The sequence below is a fragment of the Caballeronia ptereochthonis genome, from assembly GCF_001545075.1.
GTDB classification, from domain to species: Bacteria; Pseudomonadota; Gammaproteobacteria; order Burkholderiales; family Burkholderiaceae; genus Caballeronia; species Caballeronia ptereochthonis.
This window is the reverse complement of the sequence record NZ_FCOB02000019.1, coordinates 63,977-80,836: the sequence shown is the minus strand read 5'-3', so window position 1 is coordinate 80,836 and position 16,860 is coordinate 63,977. Positions and strand designations below refer to the sequence as shown.

16 protein-coding genes are annotated in these 16,860 nt (G+C 65.3%); 5 read left to right on the top strand and 11 right to left on the bottom strand.

The genetic code is table 11. The features are described from left to right. Positions 1 to 112 precede the first annotated feature (112 nt). From AWB83_RS20565 to AWB83_RS20545, 5 genes are all read right to left on the bottom strand, one after another. On the bottom strand, positions 113 to 1,069 hold the full coding sequence (locus tag AWB83_RS20565) for a 2-hydroxyacid dehydrogenase (RefSeq protein ID WP_087047456.1): 957 nt from the start codon (positions 1,067 to 1,069) through the stop codon (positions 113 to 115). A 7-nt stretch (positions 1,070 to 1,076) separates the two neighbouring features. Next, positions 1,077 to 2,384: an MFS transporter gene (locus AWB83_RS20560; RefSeq protein WP_087047455.1), complete on the bottom strand. Its 1,308-nt coding sequence runs from the start codon at positions 2,382 to 2,384 to the stop codon at positions 1,077 to 1,079. Between the two features lie 90 nt (positions 2,385 to 2,474). Beyond that, complete coding sequence (locus AWB83_RS20555) at positions 2,475 to 3,425, bottom strand: dihydrodipicolinate synthase family protein (protein ID WP_087047454.1); 951 nt, start codon at positions 3,423 to 3,425, stop codon at positions 2,475 to 2,477. A gap of 182 nt (positions 3,426 to 3,607) precedes the next feature. Then, positions 3,608 to 5,365 (bottom strand): IlvD/Edd family dehydratase, encoded by a 1,758-nt coding sequence (locus tag AWB83_RS20550; protein WP_087047453.1) that lies wholly within the window; start codon positions 5,363 to 5,365, stop codon positions 3,608 to 3,610. A 146-nt stretch (positions 5,366 to 5,511) separates the two neighbouring features. Further along, positions 5,512 to 6,387 (bottom strand): LysR family transcriptional regulator, encoded by an 876-nt coding sequence (locus tag AWB83_RS20545; protein ID WP_087047452.1) that lies wholly within the window; start codon positions 6,385 to 6,387, stop codon positions 5,512 to 5,514. A gap of 121 nt (positions 6,388 to 6,508) precedes the next feature. Between AWB83_RS20545 and AWB83_RS20540 the strand changes: the two genes are divergently transcribed. Then, on the top strand, positions 6,509 to 7,633 hold the full coding sequence (locus AWB83_RS20540) for a mandelate racemase/muconate lactonizing enzyme family protein (protein ID WP_087047451.1): 1,125 nt from the start codon (positions 6,509 to 6,511) through the stop codon (positions 7,631 to 7,633). A gap of 9 nt (positions 7,634 to 7,642) precedes the next feature. Continuing rightward, on the top strand, positions 7,643 to 9,190 hold the full coding sequence (locus AWB83_RS20535) for a D-arabinonate dehydratase (protein WP_087047450.1): 1,548 nt from the start codon (positions 7,643 to 7,645) through the stop codon (positions 9,188 to 9,190). A gap of 25 nt (positions 9,191 to 9,215) precedes the next feature. Here AWB83_RS20535 and AWB83_RS20530 read toward each other — a convergent pair whose 3' ends face one another. Next, the gene (locus AWB83_RS20530) at positions 9,216 to 10,046 is read right to left on the bottom strand and encodes a siderophore-interacting protein (protein WP_087047449.1); all 831 of its coding nucleotides are present in this window, start codon (positions 10,044 to 10,046) and stop codon (positions 9,216 to 9,218) included. Positions 10,047 to 10,062: 16 nt separating this feature from the next. Further along, positions 10,063 to 10,800, bottom strand: a complete 738-nt coding sequence (locus tag AWB83_RS20525) for a PadR family transcriptional regulator (RefSeq protein ID WP_244197819.1) — start codon at positions 10,798 to 10,800, stop codon at positions 10,063 to 10,065. A gap of 644 nt (positions 10,801 to 11,444) precedes the next feature. Here AWB83_RS20525 and AWB83_RS20520 point away from each other — a divergent pair. The 3 genes from AWB83_RS20520 to AWB83_RS20510 all read left to right on the top strand — a co-directional run bounded on the left by AWB83_RS20520 (position 11,445) and on the right by AWB83_RS20510 (position 13,595). After that, positions 11,445 to 12,104, top strand: coding sequence for an Abi family protein (locus tag AWB83_RS20520; RefSeq protein ID WP_208636782.1), 660 nt, complete (start codon positions 11,445 to 11,447; stop codon positions 12,102 to 12,104). Between the two features lie 93 nt (positions 12,105 to 12,197). Then, a complete protein-coding gene (locus tag AWB83_RS20515; protein ID WP_087047448.1) occupies positions 12,198 to 12,782 on the top strand; it encodes a flavin reductase family protein in 585 nt (194 codons plus the stop codon). Positions 12,783 to 12,836: 54 nt separating this feature from the next. After that, the gene (locus tag AWB83_RS20510) at positions 12,837 to 13,595 is read left to right on the top strand and encodes a class I SAM-dependent methyltransferase (protein ID WP_087047447.1); all 759 of its coding nucleotides are present in this window, start codon (positions 12,837 to 12,839) and stop codon (positions 13,593 to 13,595) included. Here AWB83_RS20510 and AWB83_RS20505 read toward each other — a convergent pair. From AWB83_RS20505 to AWB83_RS20490, 4 genes are all read right to left on the bottom strand, one after another. Then, positions 13,568 to 14,038 (bottom strand): hotdog family protein, encoded by a 471-nt coding sequence (locus AWB83_RS20505; RefSeq protein WP_087047446.1) that lies wholly within the window; start codon positions 14,036 to 14,038, stop codon positions 13,568 to 13,570. The genes AWB83_RS20510 and AWB83_RS20505 overlap by 28 nt on opposite strands. After that, complete coding sequence (locus tag AWB83_RS20500; protein ID WP_208636781.1) at positions 14,035 to 14,832, bottom strand: beta-ketoacyl synthase chain length factor; 798 nt, start codon at positions 14,830 to 14,832, stop codon at positions 14,035 to 14,037. The genes AWB83_RS20505 and AWB83_RS20500 overlap by 4 nt, the downstream gene beginning before the upstream one ends. Then, a complete protein-coding gene (locus AWB83_RS20495; RefSeq protein WP_087047445.1) occupies positions 14,829 to 16,049 on the bottom strand; it encodes a beta-ketoacyl-[acyl-carrier-protein] synthase family protein in 1,221 nt (406 codons plus the stop codon). The genes AWB83_RS20500 and AWB83_RS20495 overlap by 4 nt, the downstream gene beginning before the upstream one ends. An 80-nt stretch (positions 16,050 to 16,129) precedes the next feature. Further along, positions 16,130 to 16,852, bottom strand: a complete 723-nt coding sequence (locus tag AWB83_RS20490) for a class I SAM-dependent methyltransferase (protein WP_087047444.1) — start codon at positions 16,850 to 16,852, stop codon at positions 16,130 to 16,132. Positions 16,853 to 16,860: the final 8 nt, after the last annotated feature.

Sequence of the window (16,860 nt, the reverse complement as noted above, 5' to 3'; positions counted from 1 at the left end):
TGCAAGGCGCCTGAATGCGAAGGCCATCAGTTTAATTTATCGCACGATGGGGGCGCTTGCGTTCGGCATCGGCTGGGCGAGGCGGACGAAATCGAAAGGCGTCTCGCGGGCGTCAAGCCACGACAACAGGCGTGATCGCCTCGCCCGTCGCGAAGAACGACACGATGTTGTCGACGGTGAGCCGCGCCATCGCCAGGCGCGTTTCGTGAGTCGCGCTGCCGATGTGCGGGCTCAGCACGACATTGTCGAGCGCGCACAAGGGCGACGCTTGCAGCGGCTCATGTTCGAAGACGTCGAGCGCGGCGCCCGCGATCGCTTTTCGTTCGAGCGCCTGCACGAGCGCTCCTTCATCGACGACGGAACCTCGCGCGATATTCACGAGCACGCCTTGCGCACCGAGCGCATCGAACACGGCGGCGTCGACGAGATGCCGCGTCTCGGCGCCGCCCGGGCACGCCGCGATCAGAATGTCCGACCATCGCGCGAGTTCCTGCGGACGCGCGAACCATTCATGCGCAAGCGCTTGTTTCGTGCGCCCGTAGTAAGCGATTTCGACATCGAAGGGCGCGAGCCGCCGCGCGATCTCCTTGCCGATGCGTCCCATGCCGATGATGCCCACGCGCTTGCCCGCGAGGCTCGAACCGAGCGCGAACGCGCATTGCGACCATGCGCCCGAGCGCACGAAGCGGTCCGCCTGCGGCAATTGCCGCAAGAGCGCGAGAAGCAGGCCGATGGTCAGTTCCGCCACCGCCGCATTGAGCAGGTCCGGCGTGTTCGCCACGACGATGCCGCGTTCACGCGCGAACCCGATGGGAATGCGATCGAACCCGACGCCGCTCGTCGCGATGATCTTCAGCGACGGCAGGCGCTCGATCAACGTGATGTCGATGTCATAGTTCGAGCGTGTGGCGATCGCGCCGATGCGCTCGCGCAAGGCATCGTCTTCATCGATCTCCGCAAGCGAGACGAGATCGAAGCGCGCCTGAAGCAACGCATGCGCGCTAGCCGGAAACTCGCCGATGCGCAGCACCGGCGGCAAGCTCACCTCTTTGTCGTTGCGGCTGGACATCGATACCTCATTTGTTGACGAGGCGCGCCGGGACGAACATGAGAATCAGCAGCGCCGAGAGCGCAAGCGAAGCCGCGACGACGAAAAGTCCCGATGATAGCGACTGCGTGATCGTCTTGAGCCAGCCGATCACCGCGGGGCTGATGAAACCCGCGAGATTGCCCGTGCAATTGATGAGCGCGATACCCGCGGCTGCCCCCGTGCCGCCGAGAAAGGCGGTCGGCAGCGCCCAGAACATCGGCAAGGCGGTGATGACGCCCGCGGTCGCGAGCGTGAGCCCCAGTACCGAGAGCGCGGACGACGAGCCGAACAGCGCGCACAGCACGAACCCCGATCCGGCGACGAGCGCAGGCACCGCCACATGCCAGCGTCGCTCGCGCGTATGATCGGCGTGCTTGCCCGCCACGATCATCGAAACGAGCGCGACGGAGTAGGGAATCATCGTGAGCAGGCCGATGATGAACGCGTCCTCGATGCCCGTCGAGCGGAGAATGGTCGGCTGCCAGAAGCCGATCGCATACGAGCCCATGACGATGCCGAAGAGGATCAGGCACATCAGGTACACGCGCGCGGACGTGAACACGGCGCGCACCGAGCCATGCGTGTGCGTCGTGGTGTCGGCGGCGATTTCGTCGAGAATCACGCTCTTGTCCCGGTCCGAGAGCCACGTCGCATCGGCGACGCGATCGTCGAGATGGCGCAGGACGACGAAGCCGAGCAGGATGGAAGGCAGCGCTTCGATGATGAAGAGCCATTGCCAGCCCGCCATGCCCCAGGTGCCTTGCATCGCGTGCATGATGTAACCCGACATGGGGCCGCCGACGAGCCCCGACACCGGATTGCCCGCCATCAGCAGCGCGACCATCTTGCCGCGCCGATGCGACGGAAACCAGTACGTCAGATAGAGCACCATGCCGGGAAAGAAGCCCGCTTCCGCCACGCCGAGCAGAAAGCGCACGACGTAGAACTGCACCGGCGTCGTGACCCACGCGGTCGCCATCGAGAGGATGGCCCAGGTGATCATGATCCGCGCAATCCAGCGCCGTGCTCCGATGCGATGCAGGAGCAGGTTGCTCGGCACCTCGAAGAAGAAATAGCCGACGAAGAAAAGGCCTGCGCCGAGACCATAGACGGCTTCGCTCAGGTGCAGGCTGTTGAGCATTTGCAGCTTGGCGAAGCCGACGTTCACGCGATCGAGATACGCGACCACGTAGCCGACGAACAGCAGCGGCATGAAGCGCAACGCGACGCGGCGGAAGATCGAGTCGGCGTCGCTCGCCTCGAGCGACGAGGGCAGGGAAGTGCTGTTGTACAAGGCTGTCTCCTGAATATCGCTGAGCGTTGCATTTTGTTTATTTGCTCGCTTGCTTGCGCGTACCTCCGGCGCGCGCGGTCGCCTTCATCCTCAATGCGCGGCTTCCGCCGATGCCGCCAGGTCCGCCGCGTGCGGAATGCGAAAGCCGAGCGCCGTGAGCGCGCTTTCCAGTTGCGCGCGCTGCACCGGGTCCAGTTCGACGAGCGGCGCGCGCAGCGTGGCCCAGCCTTCGTCGCCGGATTGCCATGCGATTGCGGCCTTCATCGCGGCGATCATCGGGAAGCGCTGAAACACGCCGCGCGTTTCGTCGAGGCGGCGCTGCTGGGCGGGCGCATCGACCGCTTTCCAGTCGCGCGCGAGACGCGCGATGGCCGCGGCGTTCACGTTGCCCGTCGCGGTGATGCAGCCGGCGCCGCCCGCCTGCAGCGTGCGCAAGAGGAAGGTCTCGCTGCCCGCGAAGACTTCGAAGCCCGAAGCCGAGAAGGCGTCGATCAATGCGGCCGTGTTGCTCCAATCGCCGGAACTGTCCTTGATGCCCGCGATCGCGCCTGGATACGCCTTCAACAGACGTTCGATCAGGGACAGACTCAAGCCGACCTGTGCGACGGGCGGGATGTGATAGAGATAGATCCTGAGACGCGCATCGCCCACTGCCTCGATCACGCCCGCATACGCGCGAAAGAGTCCTTCGTCGCTCACGCCCTTGTAGTAGAAGGGCGGCAGCATCAGCACGCCCGCGCATCCGTTCGATACCGCATGGCGAGTCAGCTCGATCGCATCGGGCAGCGCGCAGGCGCCCGTGCCGGGCATCATGCGCGCGGCCGGCAAGCCTGCTTCGAGCAACGCGTCGAGCAGGCCGCGCTTCTCCGCGACGGTCAGCGAGTTCGCTTCCGAGTTGGTGCCGAAAACCGCAAGGCCGACATCGTCGTTCAAGAGCGCGCGGCAATGGCGGATGAAGCGTTCGGGCGAAGGCGAGCCGTCCTCGTTGAACGGCGTGAGCACGGGCGACAGCGCGCCCTTTAACGTGTGCGGCGAGGTCATGAGCAAGCGTCTCCTTTGCGGTTCTTTGCGATGGAGGCCAGTATCGCCGCGCGCAATACGTCGAAGAACAGGGGGGCGCTTGCTTCAAACTCAAAAATTTTTTGTGTCTTGAGCGTGTTCGCGCTGGACGAAAAAAAGGGCCGCTCGAAAGCGGCCCTGACTGGCGTGTTCGACCCGCTTGCTCAACGGCGCGGCGTCACGCCCCGCATTTGCGCGGCGCGCAGAAAATCGAAATCGACGCCTTTGTCGGCTTGCGTCACGGTGTCGTAGAACAGCTTGCGATAACCGCGTTCGGCACTGGGCACGGTCACCGGCGATTCCTTCGCGCGGGCGGCAAGCTCTTCATCGCTGATCAAAAGGCTGATCTCGCGCTTCGACACGCTCAAGCGAATGCGATCACCCGTGCGAACGTGCGCAAGCGGCCCGCCCACCGCCGCTTCCGGCGTCACATGCAGGACGATCGTGCCGAACGCCGTGCCGCTCATGCGTCCATCGGAGATGCGCACGATGTCCTTCACGCCCTTGACCGCGAGCTTGCGCGGAATCGGGATATAACCGGCTTCCGGCATGCCTGGCGCGCCCTTGGGCCCGATGTTCTTCAGCACGAGCACGTCGTCCGGCGTGACGTCGAGATCGTCGGAATCGATGCGCGCCGCGAGGTCCGCGCCGTTCTCGAACACCACCGCTCTTCCTTCGTGCTCCATCAGCTTCGCATTCGCCGCCGATTGCTTGATGATCGCCCCGCCCGGCGCCAGATTGCCCTGCAGCACCGCGATGCCGCCTTGCGGATAAACCGGCTTGTCGAACGGACGCACGACATCCTGCTCGAAGGCCGGGCCCGCGGCGTCGATCTCCTCGCCGAGCGTGCGGCCGGTCACCGTCAATGCGTCGAGGTTCAGAAGCGGCTTCAACTCGCGCAGTAGCGTCGCCATGCCGCCGGCCTTGTGAAAGTCCTCCATGTAATGCGAGCCCGACGGCTTGAGATCGACGAGCACCGGCGTCTCGCGGCCCACGCGATCGAGCGCCTTGAGATCGACGTCATAGCCCATGCGTCCCGCAATGGCCGTCAGATGCACGATGCCGTTGGTCGAGCCGCCGATCGCGAGCAGCACCCGCATCGCGTTCTCGAAGGCCTCGGCCGTGAGGATTTTGTCGATGGTGAGGTCATCGCGCGCCATCTGCACGGCTTGCGTGCCCGTCAGCTCCGCGATGCGCATGCGGTCCGACGTCACCGCGGGCGGTGACGCGCCGCCGGGCACCGTCATGCCGAGCGCTTCGGCGATGCAGGCCATCGTGCTCGCGGTGCCCATCACCGAACATGTGCCTACGCTCGCGACGAGCTGGTTGTTCACCGCCGCGATCTCCGCTTCGTCGATTTCCTCGGCGCGAAAGCGGCCCCAGTAGCGCCGGCAATCGGTGCATGCGCCAACACGTTCGCCGCGATGCGCGCCCGTGAGCATCGAGCCGGTGATCAGTTGGATCGCCGGAATGCCCGCCGATGCCGCGCCCATCAGCTGCGCGGGCACGGTCTTGTCGCATCCGCCGATCAGCACGACCGCATCCATCGGCTGCGCCCGGATCATCTCTTCCGTGTCGATCGACATCAGATTGCGCAGGTACATGCTCGTCGGTTGCGAGAACGACTCGGCGATCGAAATGGTCGGAAAGTCCATCGGCAAGCCGCCCGCGAGCATCACGCCACGCTTGACCGCTTCGATGAGTTGCGGCGCGTTGCCATGGCACGGGTTGTAGGCGCTGCCCGTATTGACGATGCCGATCACCGGGCGATCGAGTGCGCTGTCGGTATAGCCCGCGCCCTTGATGAACGCCTTGCGCAGAAATAGCGAGAAGCCGTTGTCTCCGTAGCTCGTCAGCGATTTGCGCAGGCCGCCAGGTTGCGCGGGGTCGCCGCCGGGCTTCTTCTTGAATGTGTCGGTCATGGTCGTACTACCGTTTGATGAGCGTTGAATGTCTCCGTGCCTTGATTATCGCGGCTCGCGCCGGCGTTGTGAGCGCTTGGTGCTTGCTTCAAACCATAGAGATTTTTGCTTCCGGAAGCGAATGATGCTAACCGCTCGCCGCGAATTCAATGATGCTCCGCCGATTCGGCCGCGGCCAGGAACGCCTGCACCAGACGAATGCGTGCGGAAGAACGTCCCCAGAGCAAGCCGACGAGACGCTTGGGCGCCGCATGCGGCAAGGCCCATTTCTTCAGCGAAAGCCCGCGCGTTTCCTCCGACGCCCAATCCGGCACCAGAGATATGCCCAGGCCCCGGTCGACGAGCGTCGCAATGGCGGCAAGGCCATCGAGTTCGCAACGCTGATGCGGCTTGATGCCGTGTTGCCGCAGATACGCATCCGCAAGCTGACCGCCTACGACGTTGCGGTCGTAGCGCACGAACGGCTCCGCTTGCAGCGTGGCGTGCACATCGGTGACGTGCATCGAAGCGGGCGTCAGCAGAACGAGCGATTCCTTTCTGAATGTATGCCAGTCGCAACTCTTCGGCAGATTGAACAGCGGCTGCGCGATCACTGCGGCGTCGAGATCGCCGCTCGTCACCTTGCGATAGAGATCGAGCGACGTGCCCGGCTCCAGATAGAAATCCATCTGCGGATGACGGTTCAGGAGCACCGCGAGCGCGTCGGGAATGAGGCTTGCCATCATCGTCGCCATGCCGCCGAGGCGCAATTGGCCGCTCAGTTGATCCGTGCCGTCGATATCCGCGCGCAGGTCGCGGATGTCGTGCAGCACGGCTCGCGCGCGCGCCAGAATGCGCTCGCCGGCCTCGGTCGCGCCGACCGTGCGCCCCGAACGGCGCACGAGTGTCGCGCCCAGTTCCGCCTCCAGCATCTTGACTCTTTGCGCCACGGCCGCGGGCGTGAGATCCAGTCTGCGCGCGGCTTCGGCAATGGAGCCCAGCTCGACGACGAACACGAAGCTCTGCAGATAGCGCGAGTCCATCGATAAAAATTTTTGGGTTTGAAGAAGCCAAAGGATACTTCCTCTTGGGCACGTGCGCCATCAAACTGATTGCATCCGCAACGAACGAAAGCATCGCGGCTTACACAACGGAGACGAAGTCATGCCCATCATCGAATCGATCGCGGTTTGCGCGGCCGCCGTGCCGCTCGATCGCGTCACGTCGTTTTCCACCCGCACCGTTTCGACACGTCACTATGGTCTAGTCAAGATCCGCTCGACGGATGGCGTCGAGGGCATCGGCTTTTGCTACGTCGGCAGCGCGGCAGGCGAGCTGCTGACGGTGGCGGTGGAGCAGTTGCTCGCGCCGGTCCTGATCGGCAAGGATTCGTATGCCGTCGAAGGACTCTGGCAGGCGATGTATGACGAAGCGCTTCTGCAAGGGCGCGCGGGCACCGTGATGCGCGCGCTGAGCATTCTCGACGTCGCGCTATGGGACCTGAACGCACGCACGCACAAACTGCCTTTGCATAAGTATCTCGGCGCGAATCAGCTGGATACGGTGCCCGCGTATGCGAGCGGCGGCTATTACCTCGACGGCAAGACGCCGGAGAAGCTCGGCGAGGAAATGGCGAGTTACGTCGAAATGGGCTTTCGCGCGGTGAAGATGAAGGGCGGCAGGCTGTCGCCGCAGGAAGAAGAGCGCCGCGTGAAAGCCGCGCGCGAAGCGATCGGGCCGGACGTCGAGCTCATGATCGACATGAACAACGGCTGGACCGATGTGACGCAGGCGCTTCAGCACGTGCGGCGTTTCGAGCAATACGATCCGTACTTCATCGAGGAGCCGTTTTCTCCCGACGATGTCGACAATCACGCGCGTCTCGCGAAAGCGACGCGCATTCCGATCGCGACGGGCGAGATCGGTTATGGCCGCTGGTATCACAAGGAATTGCTCGATAAAGGCGCGGCGGCGATCCTGCAAACCGATGCGGCCGTGTGCGGCGGCATCACCGAATGGCGCAAGATCGCGGCGACCGCTGCGAGCCATGGCGTCGTGATGTGTCCGCACTGGTTCCACGACCTGCATGCTCCGCTCGTCGCCGCGACCCCGAATGCGCGCTACGTCGAGTTCTTCGGCGACGATCAGGTGCTCAATTTCCGCAGGCTGATCGACCGGCAACTGTCGCATCGCGATGGCCGCGTGAAGCTGCACGACGAACCCGGCCTCGGCTTCTCGTTCGACGAGAAGGAAGTCGTGAAGTATGGTCAATGGAAACGCATCGCCTGAGTTCTGTTCATGCCAGACACAGTCAAGAAAACCATCGCCGGTCCGGTGATTCGCCTGCATCCCGAAGACAACGTCGTGATCGCGCGCACCGATGTGGCGATCGGCACGGCGGTGCCGTCCGAAGGCTTCGTGTGCAGAAGCCAGGTCGCGGCGGGCTACAAGATCGCGGCGCGCGCCATCAGACAGGGCGATGCCGTGCGCAAGTACAACGTGACCATCGGCTTCGCGAACACCGACATCGCGCCGGGCACGATGGTGCATAGCCATAACGTCGAGTTCCGCGAGTTCGATCGTGATCACGCGTTCTGCGCGGACTATCGCGCGGTGGACATGATCGCCGATCGAGACCGCGCGACCTTCGAAGGGATCGTGCGCGACACCGGCGAAGTCGCGACGCGCAACTACATAGGCATATTGTCGACCGTGAATTGCTCGGCGAGCGTCGCGCACAGGATCGCCGAATGGTTCACGCCCGAGCGTCTCGCCGATTACCCGAACGTGGACGGCGTGGTCGCGTTCACGCACGGCATCGGTTGCGGAATGGAGATGAGCGGCGAGCCGATGGCGCTCTTGCGCCGCACGATGGCGGGCTATGCGCGGCATCCGAACCTCGCGGCGGCGCTCGTCATCGGACTTGGTTGCGAACGCAATCAATTGGCCGGGTTGATGGAACAGGAAGGCTTGAGCGCCGGATCGCGCCTGCATACCTTCATCATGCAGGAGAGCGGCGGCACGCGAAGGACCATCGAGGCGGGCATCGAAGCCGTGCGCGCGCTGTTGCCGGACGCGAACCGCGTGAAGCGCACGACGGTGAGCGCGAGTCATCTGAAAGTCGGCTTGCAGTGCGGCGGCTCGGACGGCTTTTCGTCGATCACGGCGAATCCCGCGCTCGGCGCCGCGGTCGATCTGCTGGTGCGGCACGGCAGCACCGCGATTCTTTCGGAAACGCCGGAGATCTACGGTGTCGAGCACACGCTCACGCGGCGCGCGGTGAGCCGCGAAGTCGGCGAGAAACTGCTCGAACGGATTCGCTGGTGGAAGGAGGAGTATTCGGTCGGACGCGACGTGCAGATCAACGGCAAGGTCAGCCCGGGGAATCAGGTGGGCGGGCTTGCGAACATCTTCGAGAAGTCGATCGGCTCGTCGATGAAGGGCGGCACGGGGCCGCTCATGGAAGTCTATCGTTACGCCGAGCCGGTGACGCAACGCGGACTCGTGTTTATGGACACGCCCGGCTTCGATCCCGTTTCCGCGACGGGACAGATCGCGGGCGGCGCCAATCTCATCGCGTTCACGACGGGACGCGGCTCGATGTTCGGCGCGAAGCCGGTGCCCTCGCTCAAGCTCGCGACCAACACGCCGATGTACGAGCGCCTCATCGAAGACATGGACCTGAACTGCGGCGGCATTCTCGACGGCGTGGCGTCGGTTGCGAGCACCGGCCGCGCGATCTTCGAGGCCATGCTCGCGGCCGCTTCCGGCAAGCGCACGAAAAGCGAACTGCTCGGTCTCGGCGACCATGAGTTCGTGCCTTGGCAGATCGGCATCATGAGCTGACGCCGATGCATGGGACGAACGGGAATCAGCCTTCGATCGTCTCGTGCACGCCTTGCTCGCCGCGCTTCCAGTAAGCGGAAGCGCGAATGCGCCGCTTGTCGATGCCGCGTTCGGCGCACAGAAGCTGGCGCACCGCGCGCATGAGCGTGGCTTCGCCGGCGGCCCACACATAGCCTTCGCCTTCGGGCAAATAGGTTTCGCGCAGGGCGAGCAGCAGCGCGCCGCCCGGATGTTCGCTCTCGTTGCGATAGCGCCATTGCGCGTAGAGATCGGCGCGCGTATCGAACTCGATGCGCGCCGACTGATCGGCCACTTCGATCAGGGTCGCGACGCGCGTGCCTTCGGGCAATTCTTCGAGACGCCGCGCGATGGCGGGCAGGGCGGTTTCATCGCCGATCATGAGATGCCAGTCGAACTGCATCGGAATCACGAACGATCCGCGCGGCCCGCCGATGCCGAGGTACTGACCCGGCGCGGCCTGCGCGGCCCATGCGGTCGCGGGGCCGGCTTCGTGTAGCGCGAATTCGATATCGAGCTCGCGCGCGGCTCGATCGAAGCGGCGCGGCGTGAAATCGCGCGCGATCGGGCGCGGCTTCGAGGGATCGAAAACGGGACCGTCAGGGCCGGCTTGCGGTATCGCGGGCATCGTCTCGCCGGGGGGCGGGAAGAACAGCTTCATGTGATCGTCGAACGATGCGCTGACGAAATCATCGAGGTCATCGCCCGTGAACGTCACGCGCACGAGATGCGGATTGAGCGCCTGCACGCGCTCGACTTGCAGCAGGCGGAACCTGAGCGCGTGGCGAACGCGCGTGACTTCCAGATCGGGCCGGTCTTGCAGGATGGAATCGGTCATCGAGTATGGCTCCTTCTCACGCCTGTTTCGGCGCAGGGTTCTGTTCGATCTCGGCCGTCGCGCGGGCGAGGATCGCGGCGATGCGGCGTTGCTCCTCCGGCGATGCATCGGTGCGCAGCAGCAGGGCTTTCTTGAGCGCGCGGCGCGCCGCGATCAGTTCGGGCACCCAGCCCGTGTCGCCGGCTGCGTCGTCCGTCTCCTCGCCCATGTAGGCGCGGCGCACGAGATCCATCTTGCGGGCGAAATGCGTGAGCTTGGCGAGCATGATGTCGACGCGTTCGCGATTGGTCGCGAGGTATTCGCGACCGGCATCCGAGAGCGCGTAGCGCTTGCGGTTGCCTTCGAGTTCGACGGTCGTGTAGCCCAGTTCCTCGAGATAGGTCAGCGCCGGATAAACCATGCCGGGGCTCGGCGCATAGAAGCCGTTAGAACGGTCTTCCAGCGCCTTGATGAGCTCGTAGCCGTGACGCGGCGCCTCCGCGAGCATCGCCAGAAGCAGCAATTGCAGATCGTCGGAAGAGAACTTGCGGCCGCGCGGCATGCCGTCTTCGCCGCCGAATCCACCCATGCCGCCCATGCCGCCCATTCCTCCGGGACCGCCGCCGAAGCGTCCGCCACCATGACGATGACGGCCGCTCATGCCCCAGCGTTCGAAGGCGAAGCGCTCGGCCCACTCGGGGGCGTCGAAGGGAAAATCAAAACCGAATGCGCGGAAACCGGCTTCACGCGCGCGTTGAAAGCAAAGGGATTTCATATGTGCACTCCAGATATGTCGTAAAACATATCTAAAGATATATATCGTAAGAGTGTCTGTCAAGGCGAGTTTTCGGGGGAACGAGCGGGAGGAGGCGCGCTGCCGTCGCGAGACCGTGACGACGGGGGCTGCGAAGGGGAGATGAGGTCGACGTATCGAGCGGTTCGGTGCCACGGGCCTCACGCCAAGTTGCAGGGACCGCGGATTCCCGCCGGGCACCGAACTGCCGCCCGTCAGGACTCTGGACGCAAAAAAGCCCGCACGGTGGCGGGCTTTTGGGAATTTGGGTGGCCCCGACTAAGCGGGACCAAACACATACCTGGCTTCAGAACCCAGTATGGAGGCTGGAAGAGGAAGACATAGGGCAGTGGAGAAACTGTACATCGATTTTATCGTCCGAGCAATCCGTTCGAAGCTCGGGAACCGCGGCGTCGCCCCGAGATTCCTGGTCAGAAATTAGGAACCGCGTTTGCCGCTTCTTTGAGAAACTTTGCATGTCCTGGTTTCCCGCCGGGACCAAGACATCACTCACGCTCCGGCACGCAGCGTGAACGCTGCTAGACAGGGGCCATAGGGCGCATCGCCACAGCACCGTTTGCACAGAATCGGGACAAGCTGGACATGGAATGGAGTGAACTGGAAGTTTGTTTCTCATCACGGCGGCTTGGTCGATATGCCGTCGCTTACAAAGGCGATACCGCAAAGGCGATACCGCAAAGGCGGCGGCAGCTTACCCCTATGACTTGCAGCTTGCCGAAGCTTTGCTGCCATCCTTGAACGTTCTTGAAATCGCTCTTCGCAACAGCATCCACCACCGGTTGACGGAAACATACGGAAGCGAGGAATGGTGGGCCACAAGGAACTGGACCGACGACGGAAACTTCACGTTCCAGAATGCCCGGATAGCCGAGGCCAAAGCCGCGCTGTCTAGCCGTCATGAGCCTCAGAATCCGGACAAGATCGTCGCTGAACTGAGCTTCGGGTTTTGGACGTCGCTATTCAATGCGCAGTTCCAGGACAACCTTTGGGGACCGCTCCGAAGGGCCTTTCCTCGCTGCCCAAAGAAGATCCGCAAACGCGACACGATTTCGTCGGCATTGGCGCAAGTGCGTTCTCTTAGGAATCGCGGGTTCCACCATGAGCCGTTGCTTTGGCTCGGTCCTTCTCTCGAGGACCAGCACCAAAAAGGGTTGGAGGTTATCGAATGGCTCAATCCGAAACTTCGCGTGTGGTTGGAGCCACTTGACCGTTTCCCTCAGACGTGGACGCTTTGGAAGGAGGCGCAGAAAGTTGGTGGTTTGTGACGAAGCGCCATTGAACGAACAGTGGAGGGCGGGGACTCACAAACGGAACACTGCCTAAAATCACGCGAACCGACCTTTCCACTGGACCAACCCATGAGCCACTTCCTCCCCGTCAAGCTTGAACACGCCAGCCGTCTCATCAATCACGGCCCGACGGTGCTCGTCACGAGCGCACACGGCGCATGCCGCAACGTGATGGCCGCCGCCTGGTCGATGCCCGTCGAGTTCACGCCGCCGCGCATCGCCGTGGTCATCGACAAGCGCACATACACGCGCGAGCTTGCTGCCGCGAGCGGGACGTTCGGCATCTGCGTGCCGGGCGCCGCGATGATGGACCTGACCTACGCGGTGGGCTCCTCGAGCGGGCGCGATCTCGACAAGTTCGAGGCCTTCGGCATCGAGGCGGTGGCAGGACCGGTGCTGGGGCTGCCGCTTATCGAGAAGAACTGCGCGGCGTGGCTAGAGTGCAGGCTCATCGACGAGAAGCACACGGAAGACGCGTACGACACCTGTTTCGCCGAAGTGGTAGCGGCGGCGGCGGACCCGCGCGTGTTCTCCGCTGGCCACTGGACCCTCGACGATTCGAACCAGCCGCTGCACACGATTCACCACCTGGGCGCGGGCAACTTCGTGCGCGCCTCCGCGATGGAACAGGCGAGGCCGCTCGACGCGCTGTGATAAAAGACGAACGACGAGCACGCACGCCCCGTATCGACGGAACCAGGAGACCGTATGACTTCGCCCCGGCGCACGCACGAAGCCCCGCACGAGCCGCTCACGTCCTACTATCCCGACGAATCGAAAAGGCGCGTCTGGCTGCGGGGCATCTTCGACCGCACCGCGTCCGACTACGATGCGATCGAACGCGCGATGGCCTTCGGCTCCGGCCCCTGGTATCGCAATCGCGCATTGCGCTCGGCCGGCCTCTCCCGCGGCATGCGCGTGCTCGATGTCGGCATGGGAACGGGGCTCGTCACGAAAGAGGCGATCGCGATCACCGGCGACCCCGCACTCGTCACGGGCGTCGATCCGAGTCCGGGCATGGTCGGTCAGGCGCATCTGCCGGCCGGCGTGGAGACGCGCATCGGCTGCGCGGAGAATCTGCCGTGCGACAGCGCTTCCTACGATTTCCTGAGCATGGGTTTCGCGCTGCGCCACGTCAGCGATCTGGGCCAAGTCTTCGATGAATACTTCCGCGTGCTCAAACCCGGCGGACGGCTCTGCGTCCTCGAAATCACGCGTCCCGCGCATGGCATGGGCGTCGCCGCGATGAAGCTCTACATGCGCGGCGTGGTGCCGCTGGTCGCGCGCGTCGTCGGGAAGAAAGAGGAAAGCGTCGAGCTGATGCGCTACTACTGGGACTCGATCGAAGCCTGCGTGCCGCCCGACACCGTGCTCGCCACGATCAGACGCGCGGGTTTCGCCGACGTGCGCCGCGAGGTCGAGCTCGGCATCTTCTCCGCTTACTGCGCGACCAGGCCGGCGGCCTGAGCGGCGTCGAGTATCACGGCGGCGCGGCCGCTCAAAAGCACGCGTTCCGCGCAGAGAACGGTGAAGCGATAGAGCACCGTGTTGTCGTCGCCGCCCATGCGTTCGGCTTCGATTTGCAGCGGGCCGTCGAGCGTGTCGAGGCGCTCGACATGCGTCTGCACGCCGCGCACGCTCGTCAGCATGCCGACGCGCGGACGCCGGCCGTCGTTCGCGCCGACGAGCGCGCCGTGCGTCGCCATCGCCTGCGCCGCGTATTCGATGCCGCACACCGACGCGAGGCGGCCTTTGGCGCGCAGCGGATTCCCGGAAGAAAGATGGCTCGTCGCCGTGCAGCGGATGCGCTCCGCATCCCACGCGACGACGGCGTCGAGCAGACACATCGAGCCGCTGTGCGGAATGCGCGTGGCGATCCAGTCGCGATCGAGGAATTGGGCGGGCGTCATGACGGCTCGACATCCACGGCGAGACGTGTTCCTTCGAGATAATCCAGCACGACGCTCGATGCCTGTCCGCGCGCGATCGCTTCGAGCAGCGGAAGCACGCGCGCCGCGGGATTCGACAGGCGCAGCGCTTCGAGATCCGTATCGGCGAATGCGAATGCGTCTGCATCGGTGAGACGCGCCTCGATGCGCGCGAGCGTGCGCTCGCTTTCCCGCGGCGCGAGCACCAGCGCGACGCCAAAGGCATCGGCGATCGGCCGCACGCTGCGCAACGGCTCGGGATAATCGGTGTCGTAGGCGACGAGCAGCGTCGCGACGCCGTCGACGCTCACTTGCGCGAGGCTCTCCAGCAGGCCCGCCGCGAAGCTGCCGTCGTACCCGCACAGCACGTTCGATGCGGCCATCGCGCGGGTCGCGATGCTCCAGTAGCCCGCCGGCGCGTTGTGGACCGAGTTGTGAAAGCGCGTGGGCGAAAGCTGCGGCTCGCTGCTCGCGAGCGTCTCGCAGATCGCGTGGAAATTCCCGCCGTCGCCGCCCGATGCCGCGAACACGGAAGCGAGCGTGGCGGCGTCGCGGCCGCTCGCGGCGAGCGCTTCGTGCGCGGCGGCGAGCGCGGCGCGCACGACCGGTCCGGTGCGACGGCGCTCGGCGGAGGGCAGCCCGGCAGGCGGCGGCAGCACGGTCTTCGCGGCTTCACGCGCCGCGCGTCGCGTCAGCACTTGCGCCGTGCGCGGCCAGTCGGCGAGCCCGGGTCCGATCACGCCGACGCCTTCGATATATGCGCGCAATGGAATCATGCCGACGCCGCTCCCTGCGCGGAACGGGCGCCGCGCCCGAATACGAGGCTGCAGTTCGTTCCGCCGAAGCCGAACGAGTTGGACAACACCGCGCGCAGGGGCGCATGGCGTGTCGCGACCACGTAGTCGAGACCGAGCGCGGGATCGGGCTCGCGCGTGTTGGCGCCCGCCGGAATCATCTGGTGCCTGAGCGCGAGCGCGGCGATCACCGCTTCGAGCGCACCCGCCGCGCCGAGCGTGTGACCGGTCGCGCCCTTGGTGGAGCTGCACGGCACGCGATCGAAGACGCTCGTGAGCGCGCGGCTCTCGGCGGCGTCGTTGCTCGGCGTCGCCGTTCCGTGCAGATTCACGTAGCCGATGTCGCGCGCTTCCAGTCCCGCGCTTTCGAGCGCCTGCTCCATCGCCATGCGTGCGCCAAGCCCTTCGGGATGCGGCGACGACATGTGATGCGCATCGCTCGATTCGCCGATGCCGAGCAGACGGATCGCGTCGTCGTCCGCGGGTTCGGCCGAATCGCGTTCGAGCAGCGCGAACGCCGCCGCCTCGCCGATGGAAATGCCGTCGCGATTCAGATCGAACGGCTTGCATGGCCCGGGCGCGAGCAGTTCCAGCGAGTTGAAGCCGTACAGCGTGGTGAGACAGAGCGTATCGACGCCGCCGACGACAGCCACGTCGACCAGGCCGGCTTCGAGCATGCGCCGCGCGGAACCGAACACCTTCGCGCCCGACGAGCACGCCGACGACACCGAGACCGCCGGTCCGCGCAGCCCGAAATACGCGCGCACGAACGCGGCGAGGGAATAGGGGTTGTGGGTCGTCGCGTAATTGAAATCGGGGGGCAGCCCGCCGCTTTGCGGGTCGCGGCGCCGATACGCGCGCTCCGTCTCCAGAATGCCCGCCGTGCTCGTGCCCATGAACACGCCGACGCGGCCGGCGCCGTAGCGCGCGATCGCCTCGCGCACGCGCGCGTCGAAGCCGTCCTGCGTCAGCGCCAGTTGCGCGAGGCGGTTGTTGCGGCAATCGAACTCGGCGAGGTCCGCGCGCACGGGCGCGTCCTCGATGCCGGCGACGCGGCCCGTGAACGTGTCGAGCGCGGCGCCTTCGAAATCGCACGGCGCGAGTCCGCCGCGCCCTTCGGCGAGCGCGGCGAGCGTCGCGTCGAGGCCGCGGCCCGCGCAACTCGTGGCGGTGAAATGCGTAAGCAAAATAGGGTTCACTACGGGCTCGGCCCTCAAAGTCCGGTGGCGTTCGATATCCGATGAATTGTAACAAACGGGGCGTTTCGGCCCGGCCGGGCTCAGCGGGCGGGCCGCGCGATCAGCAGACGATTGGCTTCGTGCGAGCCTCGCCCCATCGGCACGCGCGTGACGCGAAAGCGCAGGGCGTCGAGCAGCGCGAGCCATTGCGATTCGCTGCGGCAGGTGAGGCCGCTCGTGCGTCCCGAGCGGGCGACCTGCACGCCGAAGTCGACGGCGCGGTCGAGCGCGGCGCGCCAGCCCGCGGTGCAGTCGCTCACGCGCAGGAGCAGCACGCCGTCCGGCGCGAGGCTCGAGCGCACGCGGCGCAGGACGGCTTCCTGCGCGTCGGCATCGACGTAATGCAGCACGTCGCACGCGACGACGACATCCGCCTGTGGAAACGGCGCGACGCGAATGTCGTCGCAGACGAAGCGGATCCGCGCCTCATGCTCCTTCAGCGCGATGCGCGCCCGGTCGACATCGCGCCGCGTCAGGTCGATGCCGTGAAGCGAGCGCGGCGCGGGCGGCGCGGGCCAGCGCGCGGGCCACGCGCGTTCGGCGCTGTCACGATGCCAGGCGTGCGCGCCGATCAGCCATGCGGCGAGCAGGCCCTGGCCGCTGCCGAGATCGAGGATGCGCGCGCCGTCGGGAATCAGGCCGTGCGCGAGGATGTGGGCGAAGAACGGATCGTGGCGGAGCTTGGCCGAAGCGAAGTGCCACGCGAAACGGCCCGCGGCGCGGTAGGGACGACTGGCTGTCTCGATGAGCGCGGTCGGAACCATGCGGACGA